Origin of the sequence: Micromonospora sp. NPDC049060 (assembly GCF_040649055.1) — a bacterium.
Classification (GTDB): domain Bacteria; phylum Actinomycetota; class Actinomycetes; order Mycobacteriales; family Micromonosporaceae; genus Micromonospora; species Micromonospora reichwaldensis.
The window spans coordinates 54,193-72,945 of the sequence record NZ_JBEZEV010000026.1 but is presented as its reverse complement, the minus strand read 5'-3'; the positions used below and the strand labels follow the sequence as shown (position 1 = coordinate 72,945).

The window sequence follows — 18,753 nt, the reverse complement described above, 5'->3', positions numbered from 1 at the left end:
GGCGATGTGCCGCCCCACCCTGCTGGGCCGCGCCGCCCGCCTGCTGGGCCGCGCCGCCCGCCTGCTGGGCCGCGCCGCCCGCCTGCTGGGCCGCGCCGCCCGCCTGCTGGGCCGCCTCGATCGCCGCGTCGATCGTCGACCGGCTCGGCCAGCGCAGGGCGGCGAGCGTCATCAGCAGCACTCCGACGGCGCTCCACACCCCGACCACGAGCGGGATGGAGTATCGCTCGGCCAGCAACCCGGTGACCAGGACGGCCACGCCCTGGATGACCTGGACGCCGGTCGCCATGACGCCGAAGGCGCGGGCCCGGAAGCCGTCGGGCAGCGCCCGGACGAAGAGCCCGTTGGCCACCGGCAGCATGCCGGCGACGGCGAACCCGCAGGCCGCGGCGAGCAGCGCCACCACCAGGGGCGGCGGGTCGAACAGGGCGGGCACCAGGGCCAGCGGGGAGAGCACCGCCAACGGCCGCATCAGGCTCAGCCGGCGGTCCGGCCCGAACGCCCGGCTGACGACGAGGCCGCCGAGGATGAAGCCGACGGGGTTCGCCGCCATGATGATCGCCTGCGCGGCGCCGGCGTCCAGCTGGCCGGCGTGCTCGCTCGCCCAGGCGGCGGCGAGGCCCTCCGGCACCACGGAGAAGAGCATGGCGGCGAAGACCAGCACGGCGATGGCCCGCAGCACCGGGGTGCCGAACACGATCTGGAAGCCCTGCGCGGTCTCCCGCAGCAGGTGGCTGCGGTGCGCGGCGGTCATCGCCGTCGGCCGGTCGGCCACGCCGAAGCGGACCAGCGCGGCCGACAGGGCGAACGTCGCCGCGTTGACCAGGAGCGCGGTGGTCGGGTTGAAGGCGGCGATGGCCGCGCCCGCCAGGTAGCCGACGACCTGGGCGGCCTGGCCGACGCTACTGATCATCGACAGCCCGACCACCAGGCGGTCCCCGGTGAGGACCAGGGGGATCAGCGCCGACTTGGCGGCCTGGCTCGGTGGGTTGGCCAGCGTGGTGGCGAAGAGCAGGGCCAGGATCATCGGGACGGGCACACCGGGGATGGCGATGCACACCATCAGCACCATCCGGACGAGGTCGCAGATCACCATGACCTGCCGGTAGCGGTGCCGCTCCGCGAGCGTGGCGAGCAGGGGGCCGCCGACCAGCCAGGGCAGGTAGCTCACCGCGAAGGCGGCGGCCGAGAGCGCGACGGAACGGGTCTCCTCGTAGACCAGCAGGGTGACCGCGGCCTTGGCGATGTAGTCGCCGATCCAGGAGAGCGCGCTGGCCGTGAAGACGGCGCCGTATTCGCGGTTGGCGAACACCTCGCGGAAGGTTGCCGGCCCTTCCGGGGATGGTCGCTCGTCAGGCACCGTCGCCTCCATCGTTCCCCTGAGCGGGCCACTCGTGATGGACGGCCCGGGAACCGTCGTCAGATCTACGGATCAGCGAGGACGTGATCACGCTCCGGGGGAGCGCGTTGCACCGGATTTTGCCCGATCGTCCGACGAGTGGCTAGGGCGAAGGGGTTGATCGTCGCATCTCCGACTGAACGAACGGACGATACCCGAGGGGCCACCCGGCTCGCGACCCCCGCCGCCCGGCGTTCTGGGCGCCTCAGGTGGCGCCGCCCTGCCCGGTCTCGCCGGGGGTGGGGACCGGCATGCCGGGGTAGAACCGGGCGGCGGCGATCTTCGCGGTGATGCCGGAGTTCTCCAGCGCCTCGGCGAGCCGGCGACGCAGCTCCCGGCCCACGGCGAACTGCCCGTCCGCGGACGTCTTGACCACCGTACGGATCACCGCGCCGTCGACAGTCATCTGCTCGACGCCCAGCACCTCCGGCGCCTCGACGATCTCCGGTGCCAGGTCGGGGTCGATCGCCACCGAGGCGGCGGCGGTACGCAGCACGGCAGTGGCCTCCTCCGTGCCGGCGAAGCCGATCGGCAGGTCGACCACCACCAGGGCCCATCCCTGGCTCTTGTTGCCCACCCGGACGATCTCGCCGTTGCGGATGTACCAGAGCACGCCCCGCCCGTCGCGGACGGTGGTGACCCGCAGCCCGACCGACTCCACCACGCCTGTCGCCTCGCCGAGGTCCACGGTGTCGCCGACGCCGTACTGGTCCTCGATCAGCATGAACAGGCCGGCGATCAGGTCCTTGACCAGGCTCTGCGCGCCGAAGCCGAGGGCCACGCCCGCGATGCCGGCGCTGGCCAGCAGCGGGGCCAGGTCGAAGCTGAACTCCTTGAGGATCATCAGCAGCGCGATGCCGAAGATGAACGCGGTGCTCAGGCTGCGCAGCACCGAACCGATCGCCTCGGCCCGCTGCCGGCGCCGCTCCGGAACGAACTCGCCGGGCTCGACGGCGGCGGTGGGGATCCGCTCGCGCAGCGGACGCAGCATGGTCGGCACGCCCGCGTCGGTGGTGGTGCGCACCAGCCGGCGGATCGTGCGGTGCACCAGCCACCGGGCGGCGACCGCCAGCAGCAGGATCATCACGATCCGCAGCGGCTTGAGCAGGATCCAGTAGCTGCCCTCGGCGAACCACACCGAGCCGGTCATGTCGTAGACGCTCTTGCAGAGGGCGTCGTCCAGGCAGGTCGGCGACGGAGCCGGGTCCGGCGCCTCGACGGCGGGCAGGGCGGGCGGCGTCAGGCTGGCAGCGGTCACGCTGTCTTCGTACCGCACCCGGCGGGGCCCCGACCCCCCGACCCTCCGCGTCGTGACCCGGCCCCCGGGTGGCGCGTGCCGGCCGGGCGCGGTCGCACCGGTCAGGTGGCACCCCGGGAGTACGAGCTGACGGCGCAACTATCATGATCAAATGACAGCTTCCACCTTCGTCTTCGTGCCCGGTGCCGGCAGCAACTCGTTCACCTGGGCGCCCATGCAGCGGGAGCTGGCCCTGCGGGGGCACCGCTCGCTGGCCGTCGACCTGCCCGGGCACGGCTTCGGCGCGACGTTCCCGGCGGCGTACCAGGCCCCGCAGGACCTCGCCGCCCTGGCGACCGCGCCGAGCGCGATGGCCGGCGTCGGCCACGCCGACAACGTGGCACACGTCCTGGACGTCGTGCGGCGGGTACGCGAGCACGGACCGGTCATCCTGGTCGGGCACAGCCGGGGCGGGCTCACCCTGACCGGGGTCGCCAACGCCGCCCCGGAGCTGCTGGACCGGCTGGTCTACATCTCGGCGTGGTGCTGTGCCGCCGACACCCCGGCCGGCTACCAGGCCTCGGCGGAGAACGCGTCGAGCGCCCTGAACGGCGTCGGCGGCCTGCTCGCCGCGAACCCGATGGAACTCGGCGCGCTGCGGTTCAACTGGCGCACCGCCGACCCCGCGCTGCTCGCCACCCTCCGGGAGGCGATCCTGGCCGACGGCACCGACGACGAGTTCCACGGCTACCTGAACACCCTGGAGCCGGACGAGAGCCTGGACGCCGGCGAGGAGCGGGCCGACCCGCAGACCTGGGGCCGCGTCCCCCGCACCTACCTGCGGCTCACCGCCGACCGGTCGATGCCGATCGCGCTCCAGGACCGGTTCATCGCCGACGCCGACGCGCTCACCCCTGACAACCCGTTCGACGTGTGGTCCCTCGACGTCAGCCACGCCGCGGTGCTGGTCCGCCCCGGGGAGGCCGCGGCACTGCTCTCCTCCCTGGCCCGGGTCTGACGGACCGGTGGGCCGATCCGATCGACGCCCAGCGCGGCCGATGATGCGCGCGGGAGGTCGCACCCGCCGGTGCGGCATTGATCAAATCATGGTGATCGCGCTTATCGGATTCAATGCGTAAACATGATCATCGAGGCCTGGAATGCGGCGCGTGGGAGTGGGCGGCGGGTGCCGGGCGACGAGGCGAACCGCGAGACAGTTGTCCACCTGAAGCCATGACGGTTTGCGGGCACACTTGCGGGGAACACCCTGCCGTGCCACGAGACGAGGAAAGGCGCGCGATCGAGGCGGTGCGCACCGTCCACAAGGCCGCTACCCGCCACCGGGACGAGGGCCTTCACCAAGCGGCGAGAGAGATTAGCCGGGTTGCACACGAACTCGGGTATGATCCTGGCCCTGTCGGGGATTGGCGACCGTGCCCGGTATGCGGTGCGGAGCCGGGGGCGCAATGCACCTCAGTGCCAAGACACGAACAAGTCAATGGTGTGCATCCAGAACGAGACGCGGAATAGCGAGGCATGCTACTGCGATGCTGAGGACCTGGTCTACGTCGTGCCCGGCAAAGGAACGTTCGTCAAGTCGCGCTGAGCGCCGCAGCTCGTCGACGAGCGAGGCGACAGCGTCCCGCGCCCTGGGTGCGCCAGTCGTCAACAGCGGTCCGGCCGGATGTAGGCGCCACACCAAGCCGGAGCCGTAACCGACCAGACCCGCCACCCGCCTCGATCCTTCCGGACCTCGAAGCGCCAGGGATGCCGGCTGCCCGTCTGTGATGCCTGGTCGTGCCACCAAACCGCGTAGACTTCGGTAACCACCAAGGCGGCACCACCACGGACATGGTCGACCTGCAGCGGGCCTGACTCCAGCTTGCTGGGCGGCATGGCCGATCCTGACATCTGCGCCCGGTAAGCGCGCCACTGACGCACCAGCTTGTCACGACGATCGGTGGCGAGAACTCGACGCAGCCCACCTCATCCCCGCTACTCAACCGCAGCAGGTAGACCGCCACCGCAGCATCAGGAGCGCGCTCACCCTGTTCCGCCTCAACCTGGGCTCTCACCGCCCACGCCGCAGGAACGGCCAGCGCACCTGTGCACGCCATGGCGACGAGAGGCAGCAAGATCCACGGCCAACGCTTCGAGAGGGCTTCCCGCTTCACGCTCGCACTCTAGTGATCTTGAGTTGCCTTGATCAAGTTCACGAAGCTCAATGCGAATGAAAGATCATCGGGCACAGATCCGGCACAACTGAGATCGAAAACGGGTGTAAAACGTCGAGAGGCGCTGAGGGGTTCCGCCCTGCTCAGAGGGCAGATCTGCCCGTTTCTGGGTGATGTCCACTTGGCTTGTCACATTAGTGCGTGCAATCCGGGAGCCGATCAGGGACGATGGGCGCACGGACGTCGGTGATCCGGCCGGCGTCGGCCGTGGTGGGCGACTGCGCCCGTTTCCGGTCGGCGGTGGCGAGCAGGGGGCCGCTGAACCGGGAGGGTGAACGCGATGCCTGACATACGACCCACGGTGGGCTCCGGTGCGCTGGTCCTCAATGCCACCTACGAGCCGCTGTGTGTCGTGTCGGTGCGCCGCGCCGCGATTCTCGTGCTCTCCGCCAAGGCGGTCTGCGTCGCCGACGGCGACGGCATCCTGCACAGCGCCCGCGACGCGCTGCCGGTGCCGTCGGTCGTCCGCCTCACCCGCTTCGTACGCGTGCCCTACCGCACCCACGTCGGGCTTTCCCGCCGCGCCATCTTCGCCCGGGACGGCTGGCGGTGCGCCTACTGCCGGGGGCCCGCCGAGACCATCGACCACGTCTTCCCGCGCAGCCGGGGCGGCCGGCACGCCTGGGAGAACGTCGTCGCGGCCTGCGCCCGGTGCAACCACACCAAGGGCGACAAGACGCCGGCCGAGCTGGGCTGGCGGCTGCACGCGCTGCCGGCGGCCCCGAAGGGCACCGCCTGGCGGGTGCTCGGCCACCGGGCGCCGGACCCCCGCTGGTCCGACTGGCTCGACCTGCGCGATCCCGAAGGCCGCCTGAGCCGGGAGCCCGAGGCCGCCTGACCCGTCGCCCGCGCCCGCACGACCCGGCGCGCGGGCGGGCCGGTCACGTCGTGCGCGCCCGGACCAGGGACGCGAAGACCACCACGTTGTCGGCGTAACCGGTCTCCCCGCCCACCCAGCGCCCGCCGCAGGTGATCAGACGCAGCCGGGGGCGGTCGAAGTCGCCGAAGACCTCGTCGACCGGCAGCCGGTCCTTGTCGAAGCGCTCGACGGAGTCCACCTCGAAGACGGCCACGGAGCGGTCCTGCCGGGCGACCTCGATCCGGTCGCCGTCGTCCAGGTCCCGCAGCTTGTGGAAGACCGCCGGCCCGCTGGTCGTGTCGACGTGCCCGACGATCACCGCCGGGCCGTACTGCCCGGGGGTAGGCCCCTGGTCGTACCAGCCGGCCTCCTGGGCGCGGGCGGCGTCCGGCACCGCGATGCTGCCGTCCGGGGCGATGCCGACCCCGTGCACGGGCGCCCGGACGTCGATCGGGTCGATGGCGATGCCGACGGGCCGGCTGGCGGGCAGCACCGGGAACTTCTTCGGCGCGGGCCGCAGCCCCGCGAGGAACCGCTCCGGCAGCACGCTCACGCCGGCGATCCGCTCCACGCCGAGCATCGTGACGATCAGCGCCATCAACGTCCCGATCACCAGCACCGGCAGGCCCGGCCCCCGCCCCGGGGCCAGCCGGCGGCCGGCCGGGATCCGGCGGTACCGGGGCCGGGCGGGCAGCGGACCGGCGGCCGGGTCGGTGGTGGCGACGCTCGCCGACACCGCCTCCCCGGCCACCCGGCGCAGCCGGCGGGCGGTCGCGGCCGCCGCCCGGCGGGACGCCCGCAGCGCCCGCCGGGTGGTCGCCCGGACCCGGCCCGGATCCGATCGCCTGGTACGCCTCAGGGAGCCGGCCATGGCGACGGCGGGTCAGGAACCGGACCCGGTCCGGCGGCGGTTGCCGAAGAAGCCGAAGCCCACGGCCAGGGCCACGACCGCGAGGCCACCGATCATCAGCATCGAGCCGGTGCCCGAGGTGCCGGCGGTGCCGCCGCCCCCGGTGGCCGGGCCCTTGCTGGGCTGCTCCATGTTCAGCACCGTGAGCGTGGTGGTCGCGGTCTTGCCGTTGTCGCAGCGCAGGTCCACCGGGTAGTCGCCGGGCTCCTTGCTGCCCGGGATGGTGACCTGGCCGGTCAGGAAGCCGTTGTCCGGCCGCAGCATCACCCGCCCGAAGGCGTCGGAGTGCACGTCGGCCTGGCGGTTGTTGGCGTTGTCGCAACCGGCCCGGATGCTGACCCGGGTGCCGGCCTGCGCGCTGTTGGGCACCACCTCGACGAAGGTGTTCTCACCCGCCCAGGCGGGTGCGAGAGTCGTCAGGACGAAGGCCCCGACCAGCCCCAAGACGGTCAGAGCGCGAGTCAGGGCACGTTGGAACGCTGTGAGCACCGGCATGATCCCCCCTTCCGGTGACGATCACCGGAATCCTCCCCGGGCAACAGGGGCCTGCTTTCCCGCTGGCCGGGGGGCAAACCCGGGGCCGGTCAGCGCGGCCGGTCGGCGGGGGGCAGCGGGGTGACGGGCTGCCATTCCAGGGGGGTGGAGAGCACCATCGTGCTGGACGGCTGGCCGTACGGGGCGAGCCGGTCGATGACGCCCTCGAAGTCGTCGATCGACCCGGCGGCCACCTTGAGCATGCTGCACGCGTCGCCGGTGATCCGGTGGATCTCCAGGATCTCGGGCCAGTTCGCCACGTCCGGGTCCCGCAGGATGCACCGCGCCCCGTAACAGGACATCCGGATCAGCGCGACCACGGTGCGGCCGGCCCGGGTCAGGTCGACGTGGGCGTGGTAGCCGGTGATCACCCCGGACTCCTCCAGCCGGCGCACCCGCTCGGCCACGGCCGGCGGCGACAGGTGCACCCGTCGGGAGAGTTCGCTGAAGGAGAGGCGCGCGTCGGCCTGCAGTTCCCGCAGCAGCGCCCAGTCCATGTCGTCCATGAGGCGACCTTACTTTCTCGAAGCCGAATCCGGCTCATGCCTTCTGCGTAGCAGGTCAGACGGGGTGAGCGCCGTTGATCCGGCATTCCATCCGGGGGTTCCGCCGAGACATCATGTCGACATCCCGAAAACGGCCGACCGTCGGCCGTCCCGGGTGACGGAGCAGAGGGAGGCCACGGGTGGAGCAGACGGACGTGCGCGTACCCGCCAAGGCGGCGGTGCGCCCGGTGACCCCGCGGCAGCGCGCGGCCCGCGCCGCCCGCAACGGCGGCGAACCGACGCTGGAGTTCGCCGAGCGGGTGCCGTACGACGCGTACGTGCACGCCAGCACGCTGCACCAGCTGCAGCAGCCGCTGAGCGACGACCCCGGCGAGATGTCCTTCCTGATGGTCAGCCAGATCATGGAGCTGTACTTCAAGCTGACCTGCCACGAGCTGCGCGAGACGCAGCGGCTGCTGCGGGCCGACCGGGTGTGGGACGCGCTGGCCCCGCTGCGCCGCGCCGCGCTGCACCTGGAGGGGCTGAACGCGGCCTGGAACGGGCTGCGCTGGATGACCCCGGCCGACTTCAACCGGTTCCGCAACCTGCTGGGCGAGGGCTCCGGCTTCCAGTCGGCGATGTACCGCCATCTGGAGTTCCTGCTCGGCCTCCGCGACGAGACGCTGATCCGGCCGTTCCGGCGGCAGACCGACGTCCACGCCGAGCTGCGCGCCACCCTGGCGGCGCCGAGCCTCTGGGACGACGTGGTCGCCCTGCTGGCCCGGCACGGCCACGACCTGCCGGCCGACCTGCTCGACCGGGACGTCAACGCCGAGCACCAGCCGCACGCCGCCGTGGAGGCCGCCTGGGTGCGGATCTACGCCGAGCCGGGGCCGGAGAACCACCTGCGGATGCTGGGCGAGGCGCTGACCGAGGTGGCCGAGCAGTTCGGCGACTGGCGGCAGCACCACGTCAAGGCGGTGCAGCGCACAATGGGCGCCAAGGTGGGCAGCGGCGGCTCCGCCGGACTGGCGTGGTTGCAGCGGAGCATGGCCCGGGTGGTCTTCCCCGAGCTGTGGTCGGCCCGGACAGCGATGTGACCCGAGAGCGAGACGACCCCATGACCACCCCCGCATCCGATCCGTCCGGTTTCGCCGCCGGTGAGGCCGAGGCGCGCCGCCTCGACGCCGCCGATACCGGGCACCGCCACCTGTTCCACGTGCCGCCGGCCGACGGCGGCCGGTACCCCGAGGCCGCCTACCTGGCCGGCAACTCCCTCGGCCTGCAACCCCGGGCCACCCGCGACGAGCTCGCCGCCGACCTGGACGCGTGGAGCCGCCTCGGCGTCGAGGGACACCTGGAGGGCGAGCGGCCCTGGCTGCCGTACCACGAGCTGCTGACGGCGCCGGCCGCGCGACTGGTCGGCGCCGCCCCGGCGGAGGTCGTGGTGATGAACTCCCTGACGGTCAACCTGCACCTGCTGATGGTCAGCTTCTACCGGCCGGCCGGGGCGCGCACCCGGATCGTCATCGAGGACAGCACCTTTCCCTCGGACAGCTACGCCGTGCGCAGCCAGGCCCGCTTCCACGGCCTCGACCCGGACACCACGGTCGTCCGGCTGCGCCCGCGCGCCGGCGAGGACACCCTGCGCACCGAGGACGTGACCGCCTACCTGGCCGCCGAGGGCGACACGGTGGCGCTGGTGCTGCTCGGCGGGGTCAACTACCTCACCGGCGAGCTGATGGACATCCCGGCCATCACCGCCGCCGGCCGCGCGGCGGGGGCCGTGGTCGGCTGGGACCTGGCCCACGCCGCCGGCAACGTCCCGCTCGCCCTGCACGACTGGGACGTCGACTTCGCCGCCTGGTGCTCCTACAAGTACCTGAACTCCGGCCCCGGCGCGCTGGCCGGCGTCTTCGTGCACGAGCGGCACCTCGGCGACCCCGACCTGCCCCGCTTCGAGGGCTGGTGGAGCACCGAGGCGGCCACCCGGTTCGAGATGACCCCGGTCTCCCGGCCGCCGGCCACCGTCGAGGCGTGGCAGATCTCCAACCCGCCGATCTTCGCGATGGGCCCGGTGCGTACCTCGCTGGAGCTCTTCGACTCCGTCGGGATGCCCGCGCTGCGCGAGCGCAGCGTCCGGCTCACCGGCTACCTGGCGGGACTGCTGGACGAAGTGACCGCGAACCGTCCGCTGACCGTGGTCACCCCGCGCGAGCCGGAGCGGCGCGGCTGCCAGCTCTCGGTGCGCATCGGCGCGGGCAGCGCGGCCGGGCTGGCCAAGCGGCTGCGGCACGAGCACGGCGTGATCGCCGACGCGCGGGAGCCGGACATCATCCGGTTCGCCCCGGTGCCGCTCTATTCCACGTTCCACGACTGCTGGCGGGTCGCCGACGCGCTGGCCGCCACGGTGGAGGTGAACTCATGACCGACCAGCGGGACGAGATCGCGGTCGTCGGCGCGGGCCTCGCCGGCTGCCTGCTGGCCTGCTTCCTGGCTCGGCGCGGCTACCCGGTGGCGCTCTACGAGCGGCGGCCCGACCCGCGCACCGGCACGGTGGAGCGGGGACGCTCCATCAACCTGGCGCTCTCCGAGCGGGGCCTGGACGCGCTGCGCCGCATCGGCCTCGACGAGCAGGTGCTGGCCGACGGGCTGCCGATGCGCGGCCGGATGATCCACCCCGTCGACGGCGAGGCGCAGTTCCAGTCGTACAGCGCCGCCGGCGACCGGGCGATCAACTCGATCAGCCGGGGCGCGCTGAACAACGCCCTGCTCGACGCGGCCACCAGCCTGCCCGGGGTGCGGGTCGCCTTCGACCACCGGCTCGTCGGGCTCGATCCGACCAGCGGCGAGATGACCTTCGAGACCCCGCAGGGCACGGTCGCGGCCACCGCGTCGGTCGTCCTCGGCGCCGACGGCGCCGGCTCCGCGATGCGCGGGCAGCTGCTGGCGTACGGGCTGCTGACCGAGAGCGTGGACTTCCTCGACTACGGCTACAAGGAGCTGACGATCCCGCCGCTGGGCGGGGACTTCGCCCTCGACCCGGAGGCGCTGCACATCTGGCCGCGCGGCACCTCGATGATGATCGCGCTGCCGAACCCGGACCGCTCGTTCACCTGCACGCTCTTCTGGCCCACCCACGGCACCGCCAGCTTCGCCTCCCTGGGCAGCCCGGCGGCCATCGAGCGGCACTTCGCCGAGCACTACCCGGACCTGCCGCCGCTCGCCCCGGGCCTCGTCGACGACTACCAGCACAACCCCGTGGGCGTGCTCGGCACCGTCCGCTGCACCCCCTGGCAGGCGTACGGAAAGTTCGGCCTGCTCGGCGACGCGGCACACGCCATCGTCCCGTTCTACGGCCAGGGCGCGAACTGCGCCTTCGAGGACGTGGTCGAGCTGGACCGCTGCCTGGACGAGTGCGCCGACGACTGGTCCGAGGCGCTGCCGCTGTTCCAGCAGCGCCGGCAGGCCAACGCCGAGGCCATCGCGCAGATGGCGCTGGCGAACTTCGTGGAGATGCGGGACAAGGTCGCCTCGCCGCTGTTCCAGGCCGGCCGGAAGGTCGAGCACGCGCTGGAGCGGGTGCTGCCGGGCCGGTACGTCTCCCGCTACGAGCTGGTGTCCTTCTCGACCTCCCCGTACGCGGAGGTGCGTCGCCGGGTCCGCCGGCAGCACCGCCTGCTCGGGGCGGTGGCCGCCGGGGCCGTGGCGCTGCTGGCCGGCGCGGTCGGCCTCACGATCAGCCGAGGGAGACGTCGATGACCGTGACCTGGGATCCCCGGCTGATGGCCGGGACGGCGCCCGACGGCCCGCCGCTCCTGCGCAATTTCGTCGGTGGTGAGTTCGTCGATGTGGGGCGGCGGTTCACGAAGCGCAGTCCGGTCACGGGTGAGCCGGTCTTCGAGGTGGTGGAGGCCGACCAGGGGTGTGTGGACGATGCAGTCGCCGCCGCGCGGGCCGCGCTGCGCGGGCCGTGGGGCCGGATGGGGGAGCGGGAGCGCGCCGAGGTGTTGCGTCGGGTCGCCGACGAGTTGGAGCGCCGCTTCGACGACCTGGTGTCCGCCGAGGTCGCCGACACCGGCAAGTCGATCTCGCAGGCGCGGACGTTGGACATTCCGCGTGGTGCGGCGAACTTCCGCGCCTTCGCGGAGATCGTGGCGACCGCGCCGACGGAGTCCTTCACCACGGTCACCCCGACCGGCGGCCGGGCACTGAACTACGCGGTGCGTAAGCCGGTGGGTGTGGTGGCGGTGATCGTGCCGTGGAACCTGCCGCTGCTGCTGCTCACCTGGAAGGTGGCTCCGGCGTTGGCGTGCGGTAATGCGGTGATTGTGAAGCCGAGTGAGGAGACGCCGGCGTCGGCGACGTTGTTGGCGGAGGTGATGGCGGCGGCGGGTGTGCCGGAGGGTGTGTTCAATCTGGTGCACGGGTTCGGTCCGGATTCGGCGGGGGAGTTCCTGACCCGTCATCCGGATGTCGACGCGATCACGTTCACCGGTGAGTCGTCGACCGGCAGCGCCATCATGCGGGCGGCTGCCGAAGGTGTTAAGGCGGTCTCCTTCGAGTTGGGTGGCAAGAACGCCGGTCTGGTCTTCGCGGACGCGGATCTGGACGCGGCGGTGGCGGGTTCGGTGCGGTCGAGTTTCACCAATGGTGGTCAGGTGTGTCTGTGCACGGAGCGGGTCTATGTGCAGCGGCCGGTGTTCGAGGAGTTCACGGCCCGGTTGGCGCAGCGGGCTGGTGAGCTGTCGTTCGGATGGCCCGCCGACGAGGCCACGGTGAACATGCCGCTGATCTCGCATCAGCATCGGGAGAAGGTGCTGGGCTACTACGACCTGGCTCGTGGTGAGGGTGCGCAGGTGCTGACCGGGGGTGGGGTGCCGGCCTTCGGTGACGCCCGTGATGGTGGTGCGTATGTGCAGCCGACGGTGTTGACGGGGTTGGGTGCGGATGCGCGGACCAATCGCGAGGAGGTCTTCGGGCCGGTGGTGCATGTGGCGCCGTTCGATGACGAGGATGAGGCGTTCGCGTTGGCGAACGGCACGGAGTACGGGTTGGCGGCGGCGGTGTGGACGCGCGATGTGGGTCGGGCGCACCGGGCCGGTATGCGGTTGGACGCCGGCATCGTGTGGGTGAACACGTGGTTCCTGCGGGACCTGCGGACGCCGTTCGGTGGGGTGAAGGCGTCCGGGATCGGGCGCGAGGGTGGCGTGCACTCCCTCGATTTCTACTCCGAGTTGACCAACGTCTGCGTGGACCTGACATGACTGGACGCGGCGAGTGCATCGGTGGCGCGGGCGCAGTGGACGTGGCGAGCACATCGGTGTCGCGGAGTGTCCTGGCGGCTCCGAGTGGAGTGGGGAGCTGACATGAGCGTCGATTACGAGGCGGCGGCGCGGGAGCTGGCTGGCGCGCGGGAGTACGGCAAGCCGTGTCCGCCGCTGCGGGGGCGGCTGCTGCCGGAGGGCGACGTCACATCGGCGTACCTGGTGCAGCAGCTTCAGGTGCGGCAGTGGTTGCAGCGCGGCCACCGGCGGGTGGGCGCGAAGATCGGGCTGACGTCGCGGGCGGTGCAGGAGAGCTTCGGTGTCTTCCAGCCGGACTTCGGGGTGCTCACCGACGACATGGCGGTGCCCGACGGGGCAGAGGTGCCGATGGGCCGGCTGCTCCAGCCCCGGGTGGAGGCGGAGGTCGCGTTCGTGCTGGGCGCGGACCTGCCCGACGAGCGGATCACCGGCGCGGACGTGATCCGGGCGGTGGACCATGTGCTGCCGGCGATCGAGATCGTGGATTCGCGGGTGGCGGGGTGGGACATTTCGATCGTGGACACGGTGGCGGACAACGCCTCCAGCGGCCTGTTCGTGCTCGGCACCACGCCGCGCCGGCTCGCCGAGGTGGACCTGCGGCTGTGCGGCATGGTCCTCGAGCAGGCCGGTGAGCCGGTGTCGGTCGGCGCGGGCGCGGCCTGCCTGGGCAACCCGTTGCACGCGGTGCAGTGGCTGGCGCAGACCCTCGCACGCTCCGGTGATCCGCTGCGTGCCGGGGACGTGGTGCTCTCCGGGGCGCTCGGTCCGATGGTGCCGGTGACGCCCGGCGCGGCGTACGAGGCGCGGATCTCCGGCCTGGGCTCTGTCCGCACGTGCTTCTCGAAGGAGGCGTCGTGACCACTGGCGTGGCGGTGATCGGGTCGGGCAACATCGGCACCGATTTGATGATCAAGGTGTTGCGGTTGTCGGAGTCGCTGCGGATGGTGGCGATGGTGGGCATCGACCCCGGGTCCGATGGTCTGGCGCGGGCGCGGCGGTTGGGTGTGGCGACGACCGCTGAGGGTGTCGACGGCCTGGTGGCGATGCCGGAGTTCGCGGATGTGGAGTTGGTGTTCGATGCCACGTCGGCGGGCGCGCACCGGCGCAACGACGCGGTGCTGGCGGCGCACGGTCGGCTGGTGGTGGACCTGACGCCGGCGGCGATCGGTCCGTATGTGGTGCCGCCGGTGAACCTGGACGAGCACCTGGGTGAGCGCAACGTGAACATGGTGACGTGTGGTGGGCAGGCGACGGTGCCGATCGTCGCGGCGGTGGGTCGGGTGACGCCGGTGGTGTACGGCGAGATCGTCGCCTCCATCGCTTCCAAGTCGGCGGGGCCGGGGACGCGGGCGAACATCGACGAGTTCACGGAGACGACGGCGCGGGCGATCGAGGTGGTCGGCGGCGCGCAGCGTGGTAAGGCGATCATCGTGTTGAATCCGGCGGATCCGCCGTTGTTGATGCGTGACACGGTGTACTGCCTGTGCGAGGACGCCGACGCCGATCGGGCGGCGATCGCCGGCTCGGTGGCGCAGATGGTGGCGGCGGTGCAGGAGTACGTGCCGGGGTACCGCCTGAAGCAGGACGTGCAGTTCGACCGCGTCGATGCGTACGTGCCGTCGCTGGGTCGGCACCTGAGCGGGTTGCAGGTGTCGGTGTTCCTGGAGGTCTCCGGCGCGGGGCACTACCTGCCGGCGTACGCGGGGAACCTGGACATCATGACGTCTGCGGCGCTGCGCACGGCGGAACGGCTGGTGGCGGTGCGTTCCGAGGCTGCTTCGGGGGTGCTGTCGTGACTGATCTGTACATCCAGGACGTGACGTTGCGCGACGGCATGCACGCCGTCGCCCACCGCTACACGGTCGAGCAGGTCCGCACGATCGCAGCGGCGCTGGATGCTGCCGGGGTGGCCGCGATCGAGGTCGCGCACGGTGACGGGCTGGCCGGGTCGAGTGTGAACTATGGCCATGGTGCGGCCAGTGACGCCGACTGGATCGCTGCGGCGGCGGAGGTGATGACGAACGCGAAGCTGACCACGTTGCTGCTGCCGGGGATCGGCACGATCGCCGATTTGAAGGCGGCGAAGGCGCTCGGGGTGACGAGTGTGCGGATTGCGACGCACTGCACGGAGGCGGACATTTCGGCGCAGCACATTGCGTGGGCGCGGGAGAACGGCATGGACGTGTCCGGGTTCCTGATGATGTCGCACATGAACGACCCGGCCGGCCTGGCGGGGCAGGCGAAGTTGATGGAGTCGTACGGGGCGCACTGCGTCTACGTCACCGATTCCGGCGGCCGGCTCCTCATGTCCGACGTCGCCGAGCGGGTGGACGCGTACCGGCAGGTGTTGGCGGCGGACACGCAGATCGGTATCCACGCCCACCACAACCTGTCCCTCGGCGTCGCCAACAGCGTCGTCGCGGTCGAGCACGGGCGCGTCCTCGGTGACGGGCCGCTGGGTTCGGCGCACGGTCGGACGGTGCGGGTCGACGCGTCCCTGGCCGGGCAGGGCGCCGGGGCGGGCAACGCGCCGCTGGAGGTGTTCGCGGCCGTCGCGGAGTTGCACGGGTGGGAGCACGGTTGTGACGTGTTCGCGCTGATGGATGCCGCTGACGACATCGTGCGGCCGTTGCAGGACCGTCCGGTGCAGGTCGACCGGGAGACCCTGTCGCTGGGCTATGCGGGGGTGTATTCGAGTTTCCTGCGGCATGCGGAGCGGGCGTCGGGCAAGTACGGGGTGGATGTGCGCTCGATCCTGGTCGAGTTGGGCCGCCGCCGCATGGTCGGCGGGCAGGAAGACATGATCGTGGACGTGGCACTGGACCTCGCCGACGGTCGCGCGCAGACGGGTGCGGCACAGTGAGCGTGAGGATTGAGCCGGGCGTGCGAGCCGCGCAGTCGCGAACGAGGGAGACGCCATGATCGGGCCGGACACTGCGGGTATCGCCGAGCGCCTCGGCGTGGCGGCGGACACCGCCACCGCCATTCCGCAGCTTGCTGCGGAGACGGGTCTGGATGTGGATGCGGCGTATGGGGTGCAGACGGCGTTGATCCAGCGTCGCCTGGATCGGGGTGAGCGTCTGATCGGGTTGAAGATGGGCCTGACCAGCAAGGCGAAGATGGCGCAGGTCGGCGTGGACGAGGTCATCTGGGGCCGCCTCACCGACACCATGCGCATCCCCGACGGCGGCACCCTCGACCCCACCGCCTTCATCCACCCCCGCGTCGAGCCCGAAGTGGCGTTCCTGCTGGACCGGCTGCCCGAGCCGGGCGAGCCGGTCGGGGACTTCACCGACGCCGTGCGCGCGGTCGCCCCGGCCATCGAGGTCATCGACTCGCGGTACGCCAACTTCACGTTCTCCCTGCCGGATGTGATCGCCGACAACACCTCCGCCGCCGCCTTCACCATCGGCCCCTGGTCGCCGGTGCCGGACGGGCTGGACAACCTGGGGGTGCTGCTGGAGATCGACGGACGGGTGGCGCAGGTCGGCTCCACCGCCGCGATCCTCGGCGACCCCCGCCGCGCACTGGATGAGGGCATCCGCCTCGCCGGCCGCCACGGCGTACGGCTACGCGAAGGCTGGGTGTTCCTCGCCGGCGCCGCCACCGCCGCCGTCCCCCTACGCCCCGGCGCCCACGTACGCGCCGTCGTCGAACACCTCGGCACCACCTCCCTGCGAGCCACCGCATGACCGCCAACCCGAGCACGCCCGCGAACCAGGGCGCGGCAGCAGGCAACGGCACGGGCGCACGGGCGCACGTCGTCGCCGGCAAGGCCGTACCCCGTGGCGCGTTCCCGCACGTCAAGGTCGCCGGTGGGTTCGTGTTCGTCTCCGGCACCTCCAGCCGCCGCCCCGACAACACCTTCGCGGGCGTCGAGGTCGACGAGCTGGGCACGACGAACCTGGACATCCGCGCGCAGACCCGCGCCGTCATCGACAACATCCAAGATCTGCTGCGGACAGTCGGCGCCGACCTGAGCGACCTCGTGCAGGTCACCACCTACCTCGTCAACATGAACGACTTCGGCGGCTACAACCAGGTCTGGGCCGAGTACTTCGACGCCACCGGCCCCACCCGCACCACCGTCGCCGTGCACCAACTACCCCACCCGCACCTGCTCATCGAGATCCAGGCAGTGGCCCTTCTTCCGTCAGGAGGTCAGTCGTGAGTGAGATCGCGGAGCCGTTCAGCTTCCCCGGTTGGATCGCGGAGAACCAGCACCTGCTCAAGCCGCCGGTCGGCAACAAGGAGATGTTCCCGGGCGGGGACGACTTCATCGTGATGGTGGTGGGCGGGCCCAACCAGCGCACCGACTTCCACGTCGACCCGTACGAGGAGTTCTTCTACCAGGTCAAGGGCAACATGCACGTCAACCTGATGACCCCGGAGGGGCCGCGTACGGTGCACGTGCGCGAGGGCCAGATGTGGATGCTGCCGCGCAACACCCCGCACTCGCCGCAGCGGCCCGAGGCCGGCTCGATCGGCGTGGTCGTGGAGCGGGTCCGCGAGGAGGGCACGCTGGAGAAGTTCCAGTGGTACTGCGCCGAGTGCGGGCACAAGGTGCACGAGGTGGAGTTGCAGGTCCGCGACATCGCCGCCGACCTGCCCCCGGTGTTCCAGGCGTTCTACGCCGACGAGGCCGCCCGCACCTGCGGGAACTGCGGCGCGCTGCACCCGGGCAAGGGCTGATGCCTGCCGGGCCCGGGCCGGCGCGGCCGCCCGTGGTCGACGTGCACACGCACGTCGTACCGAAGGGGTGGCCGGACCTCGGCGCGGCGTGCGGCGGGTCCGGTTGGCCCTGGCTGCGGGTCGACTCCGAGCGGGCGGCCATGATCATGGTGGGGGAGACGGAGTTCCGCCCGGTCGGGGCGGAGTGCTGGGACGCGCCGACCCGCCTCGGCGACATGGACGCCGACGGCGTGGACGTGCAGGTCGTGTCGCCCACCCCGGTCTTCTTCAGCTACGACCGGCCCGCCGACCAGGCGGTCAAGGTGGCCCGGATCTTCAACGACCGCACCCTGGAGGTCACCGCCGCCGGTGGCGACCGGCTGGTGCCGTTCTGCCAGGTGCCGTTGCAGGACCCGGAGGCGGCCTGCGCCGAGTTGGACCGCTGCCTCGCGGCCGGGCACGCCGGGGTGGAGATCGGCAACCACGTCGGCGACCGCGACCTGGACGACGCCGGGATCGTGGAGTTCCTGACGCACTGCGCCGAGGTGGGCGCGCCGGTCTTCGTGCATCCGTGGGACATGCCGGGCGGCCCCCGGCTGGACCGGTGGATGGCCCGCTGGCTCGCCGGGATGCCCGCCGAGACGCACCTGTCGGTGCTGGCGCTGATCCTGGGCGGCGTCTTCGACCGGGTGCCCGACACGCTGCGGATCTGCTTCGCGCACGGCGGCGGCAGCTTCCCGTTCTGGCTGGGCCGCGCCGACAACGCCTGGCACCGCCGTGGCGACCTTGTACGCGGTGCCTCCACCGCCCCGCCCAGCTCGTACGTCGACCGGTTCTGCGTCGACTCGGTGGTCTTCTCCGCGCCCGCGCTGCGGCTGCTGGTCGACACGATGGGCGCCGAGCGGGTGCTCGTCGGCAGCGACTACCCGTACCCGCTGGGGGAGCGGCCGGTCGGCCGGGTGGTGCGCGAGGCGGACTTCCTCACCGGCGAGCAGCGCGACCTGCTGCTCGGGGGCAACGCGCTGCGCTTCCTCGGCACCCGCTCCTGACCCGCGCCCGGGCGGCAGCACGGTTGTCGTGCGGCCACCGGTGTGGGCGTCGCCCAGGTTGCTGCCGAC

The 18,753-nt window shown here is 71.9% G+C and carries 18 protein-coding genes; 13 read left to right on the top strand and 5 right to left on the bottom strand.

Annotation, left to right across the window (positions count from 1 at the left end; all coding sequences use genetic code 11):
• The coding region (locus tag AB0B83_RS13210; protein WP_357578358.1) for an MFS transporter at positions 1–1,372 on the bottom strand (1,372 nt) is incomplete at its 3' end.
• Between the two features lie 232 nt (positions 1,373–1,604).
• A complete protein-coding gene (locus AB0B83_RS13205) occupies positions 1,605–2,627 on the bottom strand; it encodes a mechanosensitive ion channel family protein (RefSeq protein ID WP_357578361.1) in 1,023 nt (340 codons plus the stop codon).
• Positions 2,628–2,808: 181 nt separating this feature from the next.
• Between AB0B83_RS13205 and AB0B83_RS13200 the strand changes: the two genes are divergently transcribed.
• Both AB0B83_RS13200 and AB0B83_RS13195 read left to right on the top strand, forming a co-directional pair.
• Positions 2,809–3,654 (top strand): alpha/beta hydrolase, encoded by an 846-nt coding sequence (locus AB0B83_RS13200; RefSeq protein WP_357578357.1) that lies wholly within the window; start codon positions 2,809–2,811, stop codon positions 3,652–3,654.
• 1,496 nt (positions 3,655–5,150) lie between these two features.
• Complete coding sequence (locus AB0B83_RS13195) at positions 5,151–5,708, top strand: HNH endonuclease (RefSeq protein ID WP_357578356.1); 558 nt, start codon at positions 5,151–5,153, stop codon at positions 5,706–5,708.
• Positions 5,709–5,751: 43 nt separating this feature from the next.
• Here AB0B83_RS13195 and AB0B83_RS13190 read toward each other — a convergent pair whose 3' ends face one another.
• The 3 genes from AB0B83_RS13190 to AB0B83_RS13180 all read right to left on the bottom strand — a co-directional run bounded on the left by AB0B83_RS13190 (position 5,752) and on the right by AB0B83_RS13180 (position 7,679).
• Entirely contained in the window at positions 5,752–6,600 is an 849-nt protein-coding gene (locus AB0B83_RS13190; RefSeq protein WP_357578355.1) for a class F sortase, read from the bottom strand.
• 12 nt (positions 6,601–6,612) lie between these two features.
• The gene (locus AB0B83_RS13185; RefSeq protein ID WP_357578354.1) at positions 6,613–7,134 is read right to left on the bottom strand and encodes a hypothetical protein; all 522 of its coding nucleotides are present in this window, start codon (positions 7,132–7,134) and stop codon (positions 6,613–6,615) included.
• 89 nt (positions 7,135–7,223) lie between these two features.
• Complete coding sequence (locus tag AB0B83_RS13180; protein WP_357578353.1) at positions 7,224–7,679, bottom strand: Lrp/AsnC family transcriptional regulator; 456 nt, start codon at positions 7,677–7,679, stop codon at positions 7,224–7,226.
• A 179-nt stretch (positions 7,680–7,858) separates the two neighbouring features.
• Here AB0B83_RS13180 and AB0B83_RS13175 point away from each other — a divergent pair, with 179 nt between their 5' ends.
• The 11 genes from AB0B83_RS13175 to AB0B83_RS13125 all read left to right on the top strand — a co-directional run bounded on the left by AB0B83_RS13175 (position 7,859) and on the right by AB0B83_RS13125 (position 18,684).
• Positions 7,859–8,758 (top strand): tryptophan 2,3-dioxygenase family protein, encoded by a 900-nt coding sequence (locus AB0B83_RS13175; RefSeq protein ID WP_357578352.1) that lies wholly within the window; start codon positions 7,859–7,861, stop codon positions 8,756–8,758.
• 20 nt (positions 8,759–8,778) lie between these two features.
• The gene (gene kynU, locus AB0B83_RS13170; protein WP_357578351.1) at positions 8,779–10,086 is read left to right on the top strand and encodes a kynureninase; all 1,308 of its coding nucleotides are present in this window, start codon (positions 8,779–8,781) and stop codon (positions 10,084–10,086) included.
• Positions 10,083–11,420 (top strand): NAD(P)/FAD-dependent oxidoreductase, encoded by a 1,338-nt coding sequence (locus tag AB0B83_RS13165; RefSeq protein WP_357578350.1) that lies wholly within the window; start codon positions 10,083–10,085, stop codon positions 11,418–11,420. Before kynU ends, AB0B83_RS13165 begins: the two co-directional genes overlap by 4 nt.
• 23 nt (positions 11,421–11,443) lie before the next feature.
• On the top strand, positions 11,444–12,925 hold the full coding sequence (locus tag AB0B83_RS13160; protein WP_357578360.1) for a 2-hydroxymuconic semialdehyde dehydrogenase: 1,482 nt from the start codon (positions 11,444–11,446) through the stop codon (positions 12,923–12,925).
• A gap of 102 nt (positions 12,926–13,027) precedes the next feature.
• Positions 13,028–13,822, top strand: a complete 795-nt coding sequence (locus AB0B83_RS13155; protein WP_357578349.1) for a fumarylacetoacetate hydrolase family protein — start codon at positions 13,028–13,030, stop codon at positions 13,820–13,822.
• Complete coding sequence (locus AB0B83_RS13150; RefSeq protein ID WP_357578348.1) at positions 13,819–14,760, top strand: acetaldehyde dehydrogenase (acetylating); 942 nt, start codon at positions 13,819–13,821, stop codon at positions 14,758–14,760. Before AB0B83_RS13155 ends, AB0B83_RS13150 begins: the two co-directional genes overlap by 4 nt.
• Complete coding sequence (gene dmpG, locus AB0B83_RS13145; protein ID WP_357578347.1) at positions 14,757–15,827, top strand: 4-hydroxy-2-oxovalerate aldolase; 1,071 nt, start codon at positions 14,757–14,759, stop codon at positions 15,825–15,827. The genes AB0B83_RS13150 and dmpG overlap by 4 nt, the downstream gene beginning before the upstream one ends.
• A gap of 55 nt (positions 15,828–15,882) precedes the next feature.
• Positions 15,883–16,656 carry a fumarylacetoacetate hydrolase family protein gene (locus AB0B83_RS13140; RefSeq protein WP_357578346.1) on the top strand — a complete coding sequence of 258 codons (774 nt, stop codon included), beginning with the start codon at positions 15,883–15,885 and terminating at the stop codon, positions 16,654–16,656.
• Positions 16,653–17,135, top strand: a complete 483-nt coding sequence (locus AB0B83_RS13135; RefSeq protein ID WP_357578345.1) for a RidA family protein — start codon at positions 16,653–16,655, stop codon at positions 17,133–17,135. The genes AB0B83_RS13140 and AB0B83_RS13135 overlap by 4 nt, the downstream gene beginning before the upstream one ends.
• Positions 17,132–17,656: a 3-hydroxyanthranilate 3,4-dioxygenase gene (locus AB0B83_RS13130; protein ID WP_132239299.1), complete on the top strand. Its 525-nt coding sequence runs from the start codon at positions 17,132–17,134 to the stop codon at positions 17,654–17,656. Before AB0B83_RS13135 ends, AB0B83_RS13130 begins: the two co-directional genes overlap by 4 nt.
• Entirely contained in the window at positions 17,656–18,684 is a 1,029-nt protein-coding gene (locus AB0B83_RS13125) for an amidohydrolase family protein (protein ID WP_357578344.1), read from the top strand. Before AB0B83_RS13130 ends, AB0B83_RS13125 begins: the two co-directional genes overlap by 1 nt.
• The last annotated feature ends 69 nt before the right edge of the window (positions 18,685–18,753 follow it).

What these genes read in the sequence shown, in the direction of transcription:
- AB0B83_RS13200 (WP_357578357.1), top strand. Translation starts at nt 2,809, where the DNA reads ATGACAGCTTCCACCTTCGTCTTCGTGCCCGGTGCCGGCAGCAACTCG.
- AB0B83_RS13155 (WP_357578349.1), top strand. Translation starts at nt 13,028, where the DNA reads ATGAGCGTCGATTACGAGGCGGCGGCGCGGGAGCTGGCTGGCGCGCGG.
- AB0B83_RS13140 (WP_357578346.1), top strand. Translation starts at nt 15,883, where the DNA reads ATGATCGGGCCGGACACTGCGGGTATCGCCGAGCGCCTCGGCGTGGCG.
- AB0B83_RS13195 (WP_357578356.1), top strand. Translation starts at nt 5,151, where the DNA reads ATGCCTGACATACGACCCACGGTGGGCTCCGGTGCGCTGGTCCTCAAT.
- AB0B83_RS13185 (WP_357578354.1), bottom strand. Translation starts at nt 7,134, where the DNA reads ATGCCGGTGCTCACAGCGTTCCAACGTGCCCTGACTCGCGCTCTGACC.
- AB0B83_RS13190 (WP_357578355.1), bottom strand. Translation starts at nt 6,600, where the DNA reads ATGGCCGGCTCCCTGAGGCGTACCAGGCGATCGGATCCGGGCCGGGTC.
- AB0B83_RS13165 (WP_357578350.1), top strand. Translation starts at nt 10,083, where the DNA reads ATGACCGACCAGCGGGACGAGATCGCGGTCGTCGGCGCGGGCCTCGCC.
- AB0B83_RS13125 (WP_357578344.1), top strand. Translation starts at nt 17,656, where the DNA reads ATGCCTGCCGGGCCCGGGCCGGCGCGGCCGCCCGTGGTCGACGTGCAC.
- kynU (WP_357578351.1), top strand. Translation starts at nt 8,779, where the DNA reads ATGACCACCCCCGCATCCGATCCGTCCGGTTTCGCCGCCGGTGAGGCC.
- AB0B83_RS13160 (WP_357578360.1), top strand. Translation starts at nt 11,444, where the DNA reads ATGGCCGGGACGGCGCCCGACGGCCCGCCGCTCCTGCGCAATTTCGTC.
- AB0B83_RS13135 (WP_357578345.1), top strand. Translation starts at nt 16,653, where the DNA reads ATGACCGCCAACCCGAGCACGCCCGCGAACCAGGGCGCGGCAGCAGGC.
- AB0B83_RS13180 (WP_357578353.1), bottom strand. Translation starts at nt 7,679, where the DNA reads ATGGACGACATGGACTGGGCGCTGCTGCGGGAACTGCAGGCCGACGCG.